The following is a 16,464-nucleotide window of genomic DNA, read 5'->3' as shown; positions in this document are numbered from 1 at the left end:
TCTTCTTCCGGTCGGTCATTGAACGCGATTTCTATTCCGCTAATTAATCGAAACCAGGATAATGCAGTTCGGAACAAAGCTTAAACAAGTAAGTCAGTGCCTCGGATTCCTTTCCCGTTCTAGATGGATGCTTCCAGCCATCCTTGGCACCCCTCAAGTACTTTCCGAGCAAATCCACGTCCCCTACGCCCATCTCCATAAACTCCGTTATCAGTGAAGTCATCAGTTGTTGCTTGTTTTCACTCGTCAAGACTTTAAGCATGAAGGCATGTTTGGGAGCTCCTTCGGGAATAAACATACCAGAACCACTCCCGCGGGAAACAGCGCTTGAAAGCGCCTCAGCGACAATCGCCGACACCGTAGTGCCACGCTCGATCGCAGTAACCTTGATCTTTTTCCACAGCTCATCCGGCAACACAAAGCTGGTACTTACTTTCATACCATAGCTAGCAGATACCAATTTAAGTATTGCCCAGGGTCTCACCTTAGAGCCCCCAATGAGTAATTCCAACCAAGCAATAACAAATACCAAAATACCCCATAAAAGACACCAATCACTACGCCAACCAAACCACACAAAGAACCACTGCCCAAAAAACGCATCGCGAAAACCGAACCTAACCCATAAGTACCGGCCGGGGTAACCAACATACACCAGGTCGCTACCGCACTCAGCACAACTCACCCTAAAGGAGTCCCCCTATGTTAATATTGCGTATACCACATATCAATGCTTAACAACGCTAAGCTATGCTAACCTATTTCACACGCATCATTTTTATACATATAGAGCGCAATCGCGCAACTTCCGTATCACAATATCTTATATAAACTCCAAACGGGATATGGATAAACAACGTAAAACATCGGCAATCATTCGCACATCGCGCGCCAATAACCGAAAAACCCTCGAACGCCCTTACGACTTAGTCTTAGACAAGAGTGATAATTATGAATGATTCAGTCTGCAAATCGAGACTTGCTTGAACGTTCGACAGCTTTGCGCAAACCAGTAGACTGCCGGTCGCTAGAAGACCGGAGCTATTTTAGTCGTCCGTATACTGCCATCTGCACATTCCGCCAATACCCCTCTGATTATTGAAGGACCCTTCGATTATAAGCTCAGAATAAATACGTATGCGCTCATAAAATTGGTAAGGAACTCTCAAGCAAATCCAGCCAAATGGAGCGGCAATTCATGGCAACAGATCCGGACAGCTCACAAAGCCTCAAGGACTCACTGAGGCCATTGCAGCAGGTCATAGCGTTACGCTTAGATTTTGAGACCAAAGACCTCATTGTATAGAGACTCCATAGGAGCATTACTAATGAGACCTACCAGCATTAATGCTAAGAACAACTGGGTTTCTGGTGAGGCCTTGACTCATACTGCAATATCTGTTTGTCAAATGAATCATCAGGATTCTGCGTGTTCTGATTACCATTAATAACATTAGCTTGAGAGAACAAAGTAGAATATCACGAGCTCTACGCATACTAAAGCTGGGGATTTGATCACCAAAACTCAAGTACTTCAAAAAATGATCGTTCCCTTGGTGCTATGTATTACCGAACAACCACATTAACATGTAAAAACAGCTATCGCATAACGTACCTTCGTAAATACGATTATCGAGTACACATAATGCCCCAGGATACCGCAAATATTGTCCAAAATAAAATACAAGTCTATGTGGATTTAATCCGAAAAACACTTAGAGCAAATGCCTGCACCGGAACATTACGCAGGTGTCACGCTTCACCCTCATAGCGTTAATCCGATAATAGTTTTTCATACATAGTACAAACTCGAACGCGATGAAATGCAACCAAGGAATAAGCCCAGACTTCTAAGGAACTCATGTATGATCCCATCCAAACAATAGAATTTATGTGCGATCTAAATGCACTTTCAGGCAAGGGAGAAGGAGCTTTATTTGGTATCGTTGATGGTAAACGGAGCTCTTATAGTATTACTGGCAATATACTAGCTATATCATGTTTATCTTTTACCAGCGTTTTTATTTGGAGGCGAGATGCTGGATGGCTATCGGCACCTCAGGTGCTGAGGAAACTCCGCCCACGCCGTGGCACCAGAGCACCGTAACGGTGCATGGCGAGAGCCATGCTCCTGGCACAGAAACGAGGCACGGAAGGGCATATGAGGGGGAGACCAAGCGGTTGACGAGCCCTTGCCGTGGTGAAATGGCCAGCCTCTGGCGTGCAAGGGCAAGCATCACCAATGAGAGCCACGGGGAGGTGAAGGTAGCCCGCTTAGTTAAATGCCATCTAGAACAGAAGGCGGGTTACGGGCATCACGCCTCCTTTCTAATTCACTAAGTTGTACCTCAACTACTTCCCTAGATGTGAGACAGCTCGCATACTTGTCGAGAAGGTCCTGATTAAGGGTAAAAAAATGCGCGCCCCATTTGAAGCGGTTAAGAATTTCAAGCGCTTTATCTTTCCATCCAAGTATGTAAAGCGCGGCCGCAAGGGCTTCGGCAGTAGAGAGGTTAACCGGTTGGTCTTGCTTGACTGGATTGCCGGCTATGAGAAAAGGCAAAGCCCTTCTTACCCTGTTTTTCACATGCTTAAACACGAGCTCGGCGTGCTCCCAAGAACAATCTATCAAGACAAGTCCATGCCATCCAACAAATGTAGCATCCGCAGGAGATAGTGCGTATTGAGAGAACGGGTCAAGCAAAAGCGAACCTCTAGGAATTGCATTAACGCTTCTGACTAATTCAACGTCTCCTGCCTTGGCCAAGCGCAGCGCGGTACATGCGTGGGGATTATCATCCCCTTTCCTATATACCCAAATTTTCGGCATCCTTCACTTAGAGCTTTGCTGTTGTTAATAAACCCTTTCAGATGCTTTGAGGGTGCTTTCTTTCCTTAAGGGGATAAATATATAGCCTTGCGCGCATAATATATTGAGTTGGCTTCCGCATACGTGGTAATAAATACCGAAATCGGTGGCGAAGAAGAAACCCTAGAGCAGCTGAGGAAAATACCAGAGGTCAAAGAGGCTCACGAAGTATACGGCGTCTACGATCTCATCGTTAAGATAGAGGCACCTACCCTCGAGGCGCTAAAAGACACGGTAACAAACAAGATAAGAAAGATAGATAAGGTAAGGTCTACACTTACGATGATCGTAACTGAAGAAAAATAAAGTTTTTTTAGAGGTATGCGCCATATGCGGAGAAAAACCAGCCGTCTATAAATGTAAAGTATGTGGCAGAATGGTCTGCGAGGACGACTACGACGTTGGTGCGGGCTTATGCTCGGTCTGCAAAGAAACCATGTGCGAGGTCTGTCACTCCAACCTTAGCATAGGCACGTGTAAGATATGCGGCAGGCTTGTATGTTCTAAGGATAGCGTAAGACAAAAAGATGGCTCACTTATATGTGTGAATTGCCTGTCTGGATTGGAATAGACGACACGGACTCCTATTATGGAGGATGCACGACTTGGATCGCCGCTAAGCTCTCTTATCGGTTTAAGGACAGGCTGGTGGACTTTCCGTATTTGATAAGGCTTAATCCCGAAATACCTTGGAAAACCCGTGGAAATGGGGCTCTGGCAATAGGGCTTTCTTCTCTGACTGACAAGGAAGTAGAAGAGGTCGCTTCGTTTGTAATGGCTACCGCGCGCGATGAGGGAAAAACAAACCCCTCTCTTCTTATAAGTTGGGGAGGTGAAAGGCAGGAAAGGTTCGCAATTAAAGCGATTAGAGATATAATTACGAAAAGGGAGCTAGAGCGCACCCTGGAAAAAATAGGCCCTACCTCTAAGTACTTTCTAAAGAAACCGGGCAAGATGCGGGGGTTAATAGGCTGCATAGCGGCTATCAATCACCCATGGTCTGATGCAACTTACGAATTGATAGCTTATCGTGACGACCAGAACTATGAACGTCCGGAATTTCGTGACGACGTACTTTGGATGGATTCGCTAACTGCTCCAGTCACATTCGCGAACTTCGACAGGGAAGTGGGAAAGCCGTTAATATATCCGCATGGCCCAGACCCAGTCTTATTCGGCATAAGGGGAGAAGATCCGAGGGTACTAAAAGCAGCAATGATGATGCTAGGGAACAGATGTTCGCTTTGGATGGTCTTCAAGACCAACCAAGGAACGAATGAGCATGTAGTCGGGGTTAATGGTTTTGGATTGGCATATCCGTACACGACCGTGTCCATAGAGGCGCGCGTAGTCTCAAATCCGACCATAACACCTGGGGGGCACGTCGTAATAGACATAATTGATAGAGATGGGAATTCTGGGCAGGCAGTTTTCTATAGGCAGACGGGAAATTTGAACCGTGTGGCTAGAAGACTCATGAAAGGTGACCTTGTGCGCGTATGGGGCGGCGTGCGGCCAGAGACCCAACGCAAGGTCATCAACGGACAAGGGCTCGTGTTGATCGCACCAAAAATCCTGTATGATGAAGTTCCCTCTTGCCCTTTTTGCCATAGAAAAATGAGGCAAGTCAACGCGGGGCGTTACATATGTGACACATGCAAGGTTCAGGCCATAGGCAGGGCACGGTTTTACCTTAAGCGGGATATTATAGTTAATAGGATATATCAACCATCGGCATCTGCATTTAAGCACCTTATGAAACCCGCAGGCCGCAGGCCAATTCGGACTCCTCAAGAGATCAAATCCGTTCTCTCATAAAATAGTATGATCATAAATGAACTGGATGAAGCGCGCAGATCAAAAATCGCTTCGTCTTTCACCTAGGGTTTAGGTATCATATTAATCTAACCGGGCGCACATAAAAGCCGGTCCTTAGCTCGCTACTTGGTCTATTTGCTCATTGCCGCTGCTCAACCCGGTAAGCCGATCTCAAAAGAAAATCATTCAGTACTTTTCAGATAATACCCGTTCAAAGACTTTCACCGTAGGGTCTCTCATGCCTTATATGGCGGCGCCGCTGTACTGCGCCTTTAGGGCCGACTTAACGTAAAAATCGAATAGCCTCCGCACATAGCGGTGTCTAAATTAATGGACACTTAATTAAGGAGCATGGTTTTGGATGAGAACTAATAATTGGTAGCGAGGCGAGGATTTGAACCTCGGATCTCAGGGTTATGAGCCCTGCGAGATAACCTGGCTTCTCTACCTCGCTATTTTTTAGCGATACGGACGGATATAAGCGTTGCTTGTTTGTCAGTTCGCGCTATATCTGATACGGTTAAAACTCAAATTGCTATTGCTGAAACTTTAACCGGTTAACCGACGTACGCGATGCCAGGTCAACTCTTTCAGTTGTACTGTTTACCGAATTTCTACAAGAGCGTGCCTAAGCCCGCTTCAACAGTTTTAAACTGTTTGCGCGCTCCCTCTGGCAAAAGTACCCCTGTATTTCCACTGGAGCGCTTGGAAATCCACAAGCGCGAGTAGACGTTTAACGGCTGATCTTTGAGCGAGTTAACTGATTAACACATTATCATTTTCAACAAAAAACGTATATGCACTGTTAACGGGTCAAGTATTGACCGTGAAGCCCCAGGTCAAGGTTGAGGTCAAGGATGGCAACGGGTCGAAACTGACCATAATTATGAGTGGTAAGTTTGACGCGGAAAAACTCAACAAGATAATGGCAATAATTGGTGAGGGGCAGGACCAATACGCGGAATACGCTTCGCAAGAAGAAAGGGGTACTCTAATGGATATGCTATACAGCGCAGTACAATATTTCGGCACGGAGTGGTTCGACAGCAAAAGGGCAAGAGACATATTGCGTGAACAACTCAACAGAGATGTGCCACTGCCTGTTGTATCTACTTATCTAAGTAGAATGAAAGAGAGCGGCAAGCTCGTATGTCGCGGTAACCGCGTTCATAGAGAGTATAGGCTTGCTTAGCGAATTAAGGGGCTTAAAAGAACGTAAACCGCACATTTCACCGATAGAGCGGGTTTGCGCGACATAATTTATATTCCTATGAAGCACATGCATATTAACTGTAAGGGGTAGGCGTTCTTCCCTCTTTTTTTAATTGAATTTTCCTCACAAAGTACGACCTTGATTGACGCCTCACATAGACTTAAGATAAAAACAGATATCTATTTGGCAATGAACCAATTAAGTCCTAACATGGGAAGCTCCGAGAGGTAATCTGCTTATCTACACTAATAACGACGAAAAAGCAATGTGCTTATGTCATCAATTAGAGCGTTAGTCTGCGGGTAGAAACACATATCCCCCACCCGTGTTCTTCTACTGGAAAGCTGGAAATGGTAAGAAAGAAAATACGTTCGCACGAAAATAAAAACAAACAAGCTATTCCACCGGAAATGGAGGGGTGGGGGTCTTTTGAGCTAGTTGACCTAATATCCCCGGCTGCCTCAAAGATGCTCCTATCCTTCTTAGTTGATCGCATCGGTGGTGTTGCGCTGTCAAGTCAACTGGGCTTGCCCCGTTCATCGCTGTACGCATATTTAGGCAAGCTCAGTGACGGACCCAGGCGGAATGCCAAGAAGAAGATTCTCGATTTTTCGCTGACACACTTTCCCCTCGAGACGAAGGCAATCCTCAGGGATTCGGCGACGCGGCTCAACTATCAACTCGGTACATTAACGTAGCCCAATCTAATCTGACAACCCCATTGAAAAAACCTAAAGGGCAAGCGTAGCTTAAAGTAATGACTAGCCCCCTGGCCTACGTTATACCTATACTCGTTGACATAGGTTATTCATGGTGGCGTATGTTAGCCGCCCTTCTGCTCTCCGTTATATTCAGCTGGGCGGTCGGCGTGACAGCAGCCACAAACAAAACTGCCGAAAAGATAGTCCTTCCGACTCTTGACGTACTGCAATCGGTGCCTATACTCGGCTTTTTTCCCGTCATGATTTTTGCCATAATTGCAGTTTTGCCAGGAAAGCCAGGAATCGAACTTGCGGTCGTGTTCCTGATATTCACAAGCATGGCATGGAACATGGCTTTTGCCGTGTACGAGGCCGTGAAGGCGATACCGAAAGAATTCGTAGAGATGACCAACGACATAGGTATGTCAGCGTTAGGAAAGCTCCGCCACCTGTACATCCCTGCCTCTTGGCCAAAGCTCGCTTACAACGCCCTGGTGTCATGGGATGTGGGTCTTTTCTTCCTAGTCTCGAGTGAGATAATAACACTTGGCAATTCTAGTTACTCGGTCAGCCATGGAATCGGCGTTGCCATAGCAACGTACGCAGCGCAGGGAAATTACGTCGCATATTCAGAAGCAATTGCGCTTTTGCTAGTTGTGCTTGTGATCACGCGCGCGCTTTTCCTACGGCCATGGGCATTGTGGTCGGAGAAATTCAAGACTGCCGAAGAGGCCAGAGCGGAGCGCCCGGACGTGGTGTACAGAAGCTATAGATGGATAGGCGAAAAAGCAAAGGCAAAGATCTTTTATAACCTTCAAGGAATCGGACTAATATTCAAGCCTTTTTCAAGGGCGGCTAGGTCCATTAACAGGCGCCTTGGAACTAGGTCCACTTTTGTCGGCAAGCTGGCTGTCATTGTATTTTCTCTTTTCGTACTGGCCCTGATTATTCATACAATATTCTTGGGCATAGTGGCGCTCCATCCGATTTTTCAACTCTCGTTCTGGCTTTACTTAGCCCATCTCGAGAGGGAGGTCATCGTGGCATTAGCTTACTCCTTTATTCGCGTATGGGGCGTTTACGCGATATCCCTTGTGATAGGCGTACCTCTGGCAATAAAAGCCGCCCTTTCGGAGAAGCTTTACGAGCCAGTGTCAACAGCGACTCAGATCATATCTTCGATACCTGGTCCGGTACTCCTTCCGGCAATGGTAGTTGCGTTGTTGACGCTGCCTTTCAGGGGAGAGCTTGTCGCTGCTATAGTAATCTTTCTCGGAAGTTTTTGGTATATATTCTTCAACGTCCTAGGTTCGGCCCGCACCATACCGAAGCCCATGCTAGAAGCCGCCGACCTCTACGGAATTAGGGGACTTAGGCGCTGGAAAGATATTTATATACCTGCCGTAATGCCATCGCTAGTCACGGGTTCTATAACATTCATAGGAGGTGCTTGGAACACCCTTATGGTAGCTGAGTATTTCGCCGTTTCATCCAGCTCTGGATCGGTGGTACTGACCCAGGTCGGCCAGGGCATAGGAAAACTGCTTGACATAGCTACGTACTCAGGAAACTTACCCTTGCTCGGGTTATCGATTATCTCCATGTCGCTGTTGATTGTTGTCATAAACTTGACTTTTTGGCGGTGGGCTTATAATTACACGACCAAGAGGTTCAGCTACAATGTATGAAGAGGCCACACAGGATGAAGGCCAGCCACAAGAGGAAACGAGCGCAGTTCTTCTTACGGTTAAGTCGATATCCTATAGTGTGCAGCTTGAAAAACGCGTGCTCGACGTCCTTAAGGACATAAGCTTCTCGGTTAACGATGGGCAGTTCGTCTCAATCATAGGTCCATCCGGGGCTGGCAAGTCGACGCTGCTGAGGATAATTGCGGGTCTTGTGCGCCCTACCAGCGGTCATGTTTATTATCGCGATCAAGAGGTAACTCGTCCGATTAAGAACATATCAATGATGTTCCAAAATTACGCTTTGCTACCGTGGAAAACCGCTCTCGAGAACGTTGAGATAGCGCTTTATTCTAATGATCAGCTGCCCGCGAAGGAGAAGAGAGGAAAAGCGCTGAAGGCCCTGACGGCGGTTGGGCTGAGCGGCTTTGAGAACGCTTATCCGGGCGAGCTTAGCGGCGGGATGAAACAAAGGGTGGCCATAGCGCGTGCGCTTGTCCTCGAGCCCGAGATTTTGCTTATGGACGAGCCCTTCAGCGCGCTTGATCCATTAACTGCCGACCACTTGAGAAATGAGGTATATTCTTATCTCATTAACCCCCAATCTCCGATACGCTCCGTTATAATGGTAAGCCACAATGTTGAGGAGGTCATAGAACTCTCCGATAAGGTGGTTGTCCTTTCTCCCCGTCCCGCTCACGTTGTGGGTGAGATCGACATCCTGTTGAATCGGCCAAGGGATAAGAAGTCCTTTGAGTTTTACACTTACGTCGACCAGGTTTTTGCACTTCTAACATGAGATGTTGTTTAGAATGCAAAACGCCCTTGAACGGCTAAAGAGAACGATGAAATGAGCAAGAATGCATCTGCTTGTGGTGCTCGATAAACGCTACGCTTGGAAGCTAATGGTCATTATTTCATCGCTGGAAACCTGTGTTTAACCTGCGATCGCGATTCAAACGCGGTCCAGCGACTTAACGAGAGGTGTGGCTCGGCTGCGCAACCCTAAGGGAGGTTAAGGCGGCCACGCTATTTGAGGCCCCCAAAGTCCTCACGTAACGACGCGGGGGGAGGGGAGGGGGTAGGTCGCATGATACCCAGAACTGATTGCTGCATAACGGCCTGCATAGCATACGAGGATGACCCCAGAAATAAATCACTAAGCATCAAGAGCTAAAGACGTCATTAAACCGTATTAGGTCTGAGGTCGGGAGCAAGGGAGAGCGCCGTGAACATAAGGGAAAAATCATTAGGGATCGTTTCCATGGGTCTGAGAGAAGAACTGACGAGATCGGGAAGCGCCACGCTTTCGGTACAGGAGGTTTAGCGAAAAAGGTCGATTATGGCATGTGCCGGACCGTCGAGGGCTTCTTGCCCGCTGTGAAGAGGAAGATCGATGAGCATTCAACCCTTAGAAATAAGAGAACGCTCGTGGTAGAGCTGCTCAGGAAGCCTAAGCTCACGACTTTATGGCCCGCTACGCGAGGGTAAAGACGTGAGAATAAGAGAGGCAAAAAGGCCAGGGAAAAAAGTCACTTAGGGGTTGTTCAACAAAGCATATAAGAGGGGCTATTCATCGTATGCTTTACTGAATGGGATTTCCGCTCGCTTAAGCCCGGTAAGGTTAAATATAGATAATATAGTTTATTCATTAAGGCGATTAGGAATGTCCACATGGGAAGACAGATTGATTAAGAAAATGGATATGGTTAAAAAGATGAATTATGGGGATAGGTTATCCCTTTACTCCGACGTGAGACTTATCAATCTCGCGATATTGGAGTCGGTAAATGGCTGGAATCAATGGCTTAGCGATCCAGCCATAATCGACACCTTCACGGAGGATGAATTGAGAGAGCTATTCGACGGGTTTAAGAAAGTGGCCCTTGAGTTCATGGAAATGGACCTGAAGTGGACCACAAAGAAGGGCCGCGCCGGACAAGAACAGGGCGCCGGGGATACCTTTGGCGTCAGGTGAGCGGTGAAACGTTTTGGGAGGAGCAAGTTTAGCAAGCGCAAAGTATGAAGCGCTCTTCTCGCTGGAAGTTGACGGTCCAGTTGATCGCGCTGACATAGTGGGCGCGCTTTTCGGCCAGACAGAGGGCCTATTTACGGAGGAATATGATCTAAGGGAGCTTCAAGAAAAGGGTAAGATAGGTAGGATTCAAATAAATTCTGAGGTGAGGGGAAAGAAGACAATAGGAGAGATAACCGTTCCATCTAACCTCAGCAAGGAAGAAACTGCCTTCATAATCGCTATAATAGAGAGCGTCGACAAGGTAGGGCCCTATAATGCTCGCATAGAGTTAAAATCGTTTAAGGATTTGCGTCAGCAGAAACGGGAAGAGATACTAAAGCGCACGAAAGAAATAATTGAGAAACAAAAAGAGCAGGAGAACGTAGGTAGCGTTGAGGAAGCCCTTATGGAGCTCATGTATTCCATAAAGGGTTCTTCGATCGAAGAGTACGGGCAGTCAAGGCTCCCAGCTGGCCCTGAAGTTAAGAAATCCGAGGAAGTCATCCTTGTGGAGGGTAGGGCAGACGTCGTTAATCTGCTCAAGCATGGGTATAAGAATGCCTTGGCTTTGGGAGGTGCTACGGGCGGCAACATCCCGAAAGAGGTTATAGAGCTTGGCAAGGAGAGAACCCTCATAGCCTTTCTCGATGGAGATCGCGGAGGCGACATGATACTGAGAGAGCTCGAGGAAGCTGGCGTTGACATCGATTTTGTGGCCCGCGCTCCCAGCGGAAAGGAGGTAGAGGAACTAACAGGCAAAGAGATAGCAAGAGCGCTAGATGCCAAAGAGCCATTCGTTAAGACCCGTGAGCGCATCGAGGAAAGGGCTAGAGTTGAAGCCCACGAAGCTACCGAGCAGGAGAGCGTCGAAGCGCGGCCTGAGCAAGTCGCTGAACAAGCAGTTGAGAAGGTCGAGGAGCAGCAAAAAGAGGAGGTCAAGGAGCAAGCCGTACCACCTGCGCAGGTTGCGCAGGTTCGTGGCGAAGAGCAGGTTCATCTTGAGGAAGCCGCACCTCAACCTACTGTAGATAAGAAGGTCATAGACGTATTGGACAGCGTCCAGGGGACGCTGGAGGCAGTGCTTCTTGACTCAAAGCTAAACACAATAGCTCGCATTCCGGTAGGAGATCTTGCCGAAAAGCTAGGAGATTCAGAGCCAGATAAGGTCTACGCGGTCGTTTTCGACGGCGTAATAACCCAGCGCCTAGTTGACATAGCAGCAGAGAAGAACGTCAAGACCATAATAGGGGTAAGGGTTGGCAACGTTTCCAAGAACCCCCCTGGCCTCACCATAATGTCAGAAAAGGAACTCAGAAAACGTTAGGAGCCTCGTTGTCGGCTTTGCGTGCCGAAGTCTCCCAGCCTGGTTTGTTCAAAAATCGATAGGACCTGAGCCTGAAGAGTTGATAGCTCTTTTTTGTAAGCCTCTAGGTCAACGCCACTCAAATCAGGCTTAACCCAAAGAGGAGGCATCAGGCTTCCATCTATCATCAAGACGCCTCTCCTCCTTTTGATTAAATCGTCCACTCTTATCTCTCTCTCGACAACCAGTTGAAACGGGCTTACGACTTCAGGCATTGATGGAGGTATTTCGTCTTTGGCCTCTTTTGGCCCTTTCTGTAGCACGGCGGCTATAAAGGACGCCTGATACTTTCTCGCTAGGGGAGAGTATCTAGGATTACTCATTTGGAACTCAGCGAATACTCCATCATTGCTTATCCCCGCCCACTCTCTTTCTCTCCTTCCCACGAGGACCTTGCTGTATTTTGCCACAGCAGTTCCAATGCCGTCACCTGATATGATCTTTGCTCCGCATTTGTAAAGGGGCTGGCCCTCGCTTTCTCCTGCGGGTAGCCCTTCGGCGACCTGAGAGAGAAGCTTCATCTTCAACTGCGAGTCCGCTATCTTGGCCAGATCGGCCAGATCGCTTGCCAGTACAACGGAATCGTAAAAAGCTCCTTCATGTATGCCAGTTCTTGCGTAGACTGCCTCATTTTCTTTGCGCTTACGTATGAGGGATGCTATCGAGTTAAAGCCAGATGTCAGCAGAAACGAGTATGAGGACGAGGACAATTGCATGAGGAACTCGACCGCCTCCAGCAGGGTTGGAAAAGCATCAGGACCCGGAAGATCGTAAAGACCCGTAAGGTGTGAAATCTCTAGGGGATCAAAAGCGATCCTTCCCTCCAACTTAGGAATACCCCATCCCTTTATCATCGATCCCTTACCATCTCTGCCAAGGGCCCTGAGTTCCTTGGCGTGGTCGAGGGCCAGCGAGTCAAGCGCGCGCCTGCTGCGCGTGGTTATCCCTATGAAATCTGGATCATAATAGCCTATGGTTGCAAACAAGCCCTCGCCCTCGACTTCATCCCCAAACGTGCTCCTCAACGAGCTGTATATTTTGAAGCGCGGCCATGCGATCATATCGATCAGTACCCACCTGATGTTCGGCTTTTCCTTTCTCTCCGAATCCTCAACCCTCTCAATTGCGAACTGCGCCTGCTGCTCAGGGCCGTAGGAATATGTTGGCGTGAGCTCGACCTTACACCACTTGAAGAGCGGGATCCTGTCTATTCGCGTTGACAGCGCCTTGTAACGCCTCTCGCCATCGGTATACCATATCTCGAGCTCCCCGGTGGTGTTTTTTCTTGCAATTATGGGAAAAATTTCTTCTTCCATATAAGCTTTAGATGCTGTGAATTATAAATTTTTTGTATTTAACGGCTAGACTTAAATTTGTGCCCGCTTGTTCTATGGAAATTGAGCGAAAAAGAAGGAGCCCCTGAGGGGCAAACGAAGGAAGGAACTACGTATCCAGTTGGTGACTTCTACAAGGTGCTCGATGGATACACTATACTGAAAAGCCAAAATTTCTGGGAGGCCATACTCGCCGTGGAAACGGGAAACGGGTCGAAGCAGATTAGGCTCTACCGCTGGAGAAACAAGAATGGGGAGTGGAAAGTAGATCTCGCAAGGTTTAACATAAGTTCGTGGGACATCGAGGTTGTGGCATCAAAGATAAAGGAATTTAAGAGTAAATATATGGGGCAGTGATCGATCTCTTTTCTGCTTGCCGCCTGAGGTCTCGGACTTCAGAGAACCCCTGACCATGGCGTACTCATGCCCATTTATGACTACGTCCCGGAGCACTTCTTCAACCCTGATTCTATCGCCCTCATCGAGTTGTTTTTGGCAGTAAAAGAAGTACTCGTTTAGGATGCTATCACATGGCACTTTTTTGAAGGTCACCGTCATTCCCTTTATGAGTCCTTTCTTCTCCACTACGGTCACTATTGGTGCTCTCTCTATCTCGACTGCCCTCAGGTCTTCTCCTGTCTTCGGGCACTTTCTCCCGGCATCTCTAACGGATTTTACCCTATAATTGGCTTTTGGGTCAAGGTCTCCTCCGCAAAAGTCGCGCAAAGGGCAATCCAAACAATCCGACTCACCAACCCACCTCTTGAAAGTGTAGCCGACCTTAGCGGACTCGGCCGGCATAAGCACAACTTTTCTCTCCTGCATATTTTAAAGAACGATCCGCATTTAAGAGGTCCGCTGGGGTTTCGCCGAGCTCCGATAACGTTAAAAGCAAAAAAACAATACAATTGTGTTCTAGCTTGCAAACAGCTAAAGTCTTTAAGGGTACTACGACGGTCGGTGCACTTTGCTCTGATGGTGTCATAATGGCCGCTGACAAGAGGGCGGTTTCTGGTTACTTCATAAGCCACAAGAGGACTGACAAGATCTCCTTGATAAAGCAATACATAGCGGTTACCATGGCTGGTACAGTTGCTGAGGCTCAGATATTGATAGATCAGCTTAAGGGTGAGGCCAACCTGTTCGAGATGACCTATGGCAGAAGGATGTCCGTTAGGGCGCTCGCGTCGCTTGCAGCCCAGAACATGGGAGGGCAATATCGGTTCGCGCATTACCCAATTCAACTCATAATCGGAGGATATGACGACGATGGCCCTTCGCTGTTCGCCGTGGACTTCTTCGGTGCTATGACAGAGGAAAAACTCATAGCTACGGGCTCGGGTTCGCCAGTCGCGCTCGGAGAGCTTCAGGGTCACGACTTCCTTTCTATGAAGGTGGAGGAGGCCCTACCCATAGTTAGAAGGGCAATACAAGCAGCAATGGAGTGGGATACAGCCACAGGAGAAGGCGTCGACGTGGTGGCAATAACCAAAGAGGGCGCTAAAAAGTTATGAGGAATCCGGTGAACTTTTTTGGCTGATTATGACCTCGAAGCAAGGCTGAAGCAGATAAGGGAGGTAATATTCAGGAGCGTCCCTCCGGAAGCCAGGCTCACGAAGGTCGAGTTTGAGGGGCCCAACATAGCGCTGTATTGCGAGAAGCCACAGGCGCTCCTTGCAGATGAAAGCATAGTGAGAAGCATGGCAAAGCAGATAAAGACCAGGATTATTGTAAGGACCGATCCGTCTCAGCTTATGCCTCAGGAAGATGCCGAGAAGCTCATAAGGGAGACCTTGGGCGATGATATCGGCTTGGAGAGCATTATATTTAATGAAGACGAGGGCGAGGTCATGATAGTGGCAAAGAAGTATGGTCCTTTGGGCGGGCCTAGCAGCCCATTGCTCAAGGAAATAGCCCAGAAGACTGGTTGGAGACCGCTCTTCATAAGGGCTCCCCCAATAAAGTCCGCCACGCTTAAGGGGATCTTGTCGCTGATGAATAATGAGGGAGATTACAGGAAGGACTTCCTAAGAGAAGTGGGACAGAGCATACATAGGCCCCTCATATATAAGAACAACTACGTGACCGTGAGGGCACTAGGAGGATTTCAAGAGGTTGGAAGGAGTTCGATACTTGTGGAGACGGCGTCTAGCAAGGTTCTTCTGGATTGTGGCGTTAAGCCAGGAGCTGTTAACAGACTTGACGAATTCCCCAGGCTTGACGCGATTGATTTTGATCTTGATGAGCTTGATGCCGTCATAATCAGCCACGCTCACCTAGACCACATGGGCTTTCTTCCCTATCTGTTCAAGTACGGTTACCGTGGCCCCGTATACATGACGAGGCCCACCATGGAGCTCATGGCCTTGCTCCAAAGCGACTACATGGATATAACCGAGAAAGGAGGAGAAAAGCCCCCCTACGGTGTTAACGACTACAAGAAGGCCCTTCTTCACACGATCCCCCTTGAATATGGAGAGGTTGTAGATATATCCCCCGACGTTAAGGCCACGCTTTACAATGCTGGTCACATACTTGGCTCTGCTATAACGCATCTTCACATAGGGGAAGGGGAACATAACATAGTTTACACCGGTGATTTCAAGTATGCCGACACAAGGCTTCTTCAAAGGGCTGAAACGGACTTCCCCCGCGTGGAGACCCTTATCATGGAGAGCACGTACGGGGCTAAGAATGACATAATGGTGCCCCGCGAAGAGGCCGAAAGGCAGTTCATTGAGGCGGTGAGAGTTACCCTTGAGCATGGAGGAAGGGTTCTAATACCCGTGCTTTCCGTTGGTAGGGCGCAAGAGCTCATGGTCATACTCGCGCAGGCCTTCAATGACCGGGCGCTTCCTAAGACAAAGGTTCACATGGAGGGATTGCTTTACGAGACCACCGCACTTCACATGGCGCATCCTGAGGTTTTGAGCAGGGACTTGAGGGACTCGATATATTACGATGAGAATCCATTCATGCACGAGAACTTTGACATGCACTTAAGGATAGAGGACAGGCAAAAACTAGCTAAGGGAGAGCCGTGTATAATAATGGCACCAGCTGGCATGCTTACGGGAGGGCCGGCGCTGGACTACCTCAAGTACATGGTTGAGGATGAGAAGAACTCCATAATATTCACGAGCTACCAAGCGGAGGGAACTCTCGGCAGGAAGATAGCCAAAGGGGCCAACGAGATACAGTTAGAGGACGAAGCAGGCCAGGAGAAAACATTCAAGGTCTTGATGAAGGTCATCCCCATAGAGGGGTTATCTGGGCACTCCGATAGAAGGGAACTTGTCCAGTTCGTCGAAAGGCTCAGAATGCGCCCTAAGACCATAATAGTGAACCATGGCGAGCCAAGGAAGATCGATGACCTAGCTTCGTATCTTAGGTTCCGCCTTCATGTCAACGCCTTTGGCCTTGAAGTCATGGATGCCATAAGGGTTTACTGAAGGTAGAGAAAC

Annotated in this window: 13 protein-coding genes, 1 tRNA gene, 1 other RNA gene and 1 pseudogene; 11 read left to right on the top strand and 5 right to left on the bottom strand. The window is 48.2% G+C overall.

The features are described from left to right. Window positions 1-43: 43 nt before the first annotated feature. Window positions 44-439, bottom strand: coding sequence for a hypothetical protein (locus tag PRZ02_RS04195; RefSeq protein WP_449464595.1), 396 nt, complete (start codon window positions 437-439; stop codon window positions 44-46). A 1,592-nt stretch (window positions 440-2,031) separates the two neighbouring features. Here PRZ02_RS04195 and rnpB point away from each other — a divergent pair. Beyond that, window positions 2,032-2,321, top strand: an RNA gene (gene rnpB / locus PRZ02_RS04190) — RNase P RNA component. A 26-nt stretch (window positions 2,322-2,347) separates the two neighbouring features. On the opposite strand, the pseudogene PRZ02_RS04185 reads toward rnpB, so the two are convergent. Then, window positions 2,348-2,830: pseudogene (locus PRZ02_RS04185) on the bottom strand (DUF367 family protein); the annotation flags it as partial. A gap of 108 nt (window positions 2,831-2,938) precedes the next feature. On the opposite strand from PRZ02_RS04185, the gene PRZ02_RS04180 reads away from it, so the two are divergent. Together PRZ02_RS04180 and PRZ02_RS04175 are read left to right on the top strand one after the other, a co-directional pair. Beyond that, window positions 2,939-3,175, top strand: coding sequence for an Lrp/AsnC family transcriptional regulator (locus PRZ02_RS04180; protein ID WP_449461534.1), 237 nt, complete (start codon window positions 2,939-2,941; stop codon window positions 3,173-3,175). Window positions 3,176-3,409: 234 nt separating this feature from the next. Next, a complete protein-coding gene (locus PRZ02_RS04175; RefSeq protein ID WP_449464594.1) occupies window positions 3,410-4,687 on the top strand; it encodes a TiaS agmantine-binding domain-containing protein in 1,278 nt (425 codons plus the stop codon). A 376-nt stretch (window positions 4,688-5,063) separates the two neighbouring features. On the opposite strand, the gene PRZ02_RS04170 is transcribed toward PRZ02_RS04175, so the two are convergent. Continuing rightward, window positions 5,064-5,141 (bottom strand) — tRNA-Met (locus tag PRZ02_RS04170). A 372-nt stretch (window positions 5,142-5,513) separates the two neighbouring features. On the opposite strand from PRZ02_RS04170, the gene PRZ02_RS04165 reads away from it, so the two are divergent. From PRZ02_RS04165 to dnaG, 5 genes are all read left to right on the top strand, one after another. Further along, window positions 5,514-5,879 (top strand): hypothetical protein, encoded by a 366-nt coding sequence (locus tag PRZ02_RS04165; RefSeq protein ID WP_449464593.1) that lies wholly within the window; start codon window positions 5,514-5,516, stop codon window positions 5,877-5,879. A 778-nt stretch (window positions 5,880-6,657) separates the two neighbouring features. Beyond that, window positions 6,658-8,289, top strand: coding sequence for an ABC transporter permease subunit (locus PRZ02_RS04160; RefSeq protein WP_449464592.1), 1,632 nt, complete (start codon window positions 6,658-6,660; stop codon window positions 8,287-8,289). Continuing rightward, window positions 8,282-9,085, top strand: coding sequence for an ABC transporter ATP-binding protein (locus tag PRZ02_RS04155; RefSeq protein ID WP_449464591.1), 804 nt, complete (start codon window positions 8,282-8,284; stop codon window positions 9,083-9,085). The genes PRZ02_RS04160 and PRZ02_RS04155 overlap by 8 nt, the downstream gene beginning before the upstream one ends. An 867-nt stretch (window positions 9,086-9,952) precedes the next feature. Next, a complete protein-coding gene (locus tag PRZ02_RS04150) occupies window positions 9,953-10,264 on the top strand; it encodes a DUF2153 family protein (protein ID WP_449461528.1) in 312 nt (103 codons plus the stop codon). 13 nt (window positions 10,265-10,277) lie between these two features. Further along, on the top strand, window positions 10,278-11,627 hold the full coding sequence (dnaG, locus tag PRZ02_RS04145) for a DNA primase DnaG (RefSeq protein WP_449464590.1): 1,350 nt from the start codon (window positions 10,278-10,280) through the stop codon (window positions 11,625-11,627). On the opposite strand, the gene PRZ02_RS04140 is transcribed toward dnaG, so the two are convergent. Next, a complete protein-coding gene (locus tag PRZ02_RS04140; RefSeq protein ID WP_449464589.1) occupies window positions 11,624-12,982 on the bottom strand; it encodes a hypothetical protein in 1,359 nt (452 codons plus the stop codon). The genes dnaG and PRZ02_RS04140 overlap by 4 nt on opposite strands. 81 nt (window positions 12,983-13,063) lie before the next feature. Between PRZ02_RS04140 and PRZ02_RS04135 the strand changes: the two genes are divergently transcribed. Next, entirely contained in the window at window positions 13,064-13,357 is a 294-nt protein-coding gene (locus tag PRZ02_RS04135; protein ID WP_449464588.1) for a hypothetical protein, read from the top strand. Here PRZ02_RS04135 and PRZ02_RS04130 read toward each other — a convergent pair. Next, a complete protein-coding gene (locus PRZ02_RS04130; RefSeq protein ID WP_449464587.1) occupies window positions 13,316-13,825 on the bottom strand; it encodes a UPF0179 family protein in 510 nt (169 codons plus the stop codon). The genes PRZ02_RS04135 and PRZ02_RS04130 overlap by 42 nt on opposite strands. A 95-nt stretch (window positions 13,826-13,920) precedes the next feature. Here PRZ02_RS04130 and PRZ02_RS04125 point away from each other — a divergent pair, with 95 nt between their 5' ends. Further along, window positions 13,921-14,514, top strand: a complete 594-nt coding sequence (locus tag PRZ02_RS04125) for a proteasome subunit beta (RefSeq protein ID WP_449464586.1) — start codon at window positions 13,921-13,923, stop codon at window positions 14,512-14,514. A gap of 18 nt (window positions 14,515-14,532) precedes the next feature. Beyond that, window positions 14,533-16,452 (top strand): beta-CASP ribonuclease aCPSF1, encoded by a 1,920-nt coding sequence (locus PRZ02_RS04120; RefSeq protein WP_449464585.1) that lies wholly within the window; start codon window positions 14,533-14,535, stop codon window positions 16,450-16,452. Window positions 16,453-16,464: the final 12 nt, after the last annotated feature.

Origin of the sequence: Tardisphaera saccharovorans (assembly GCF_046635845.1) — an archaeon.
GTDB lineage: Archaea > Thermoproteota > Thermoprotei_A > Marsarchaeales > UBA168 > UBA168.
Note: the sequence above shows the minus strand (reverse complement) of the source record. Positions and strands in the feature narration are given on the sequence as shown.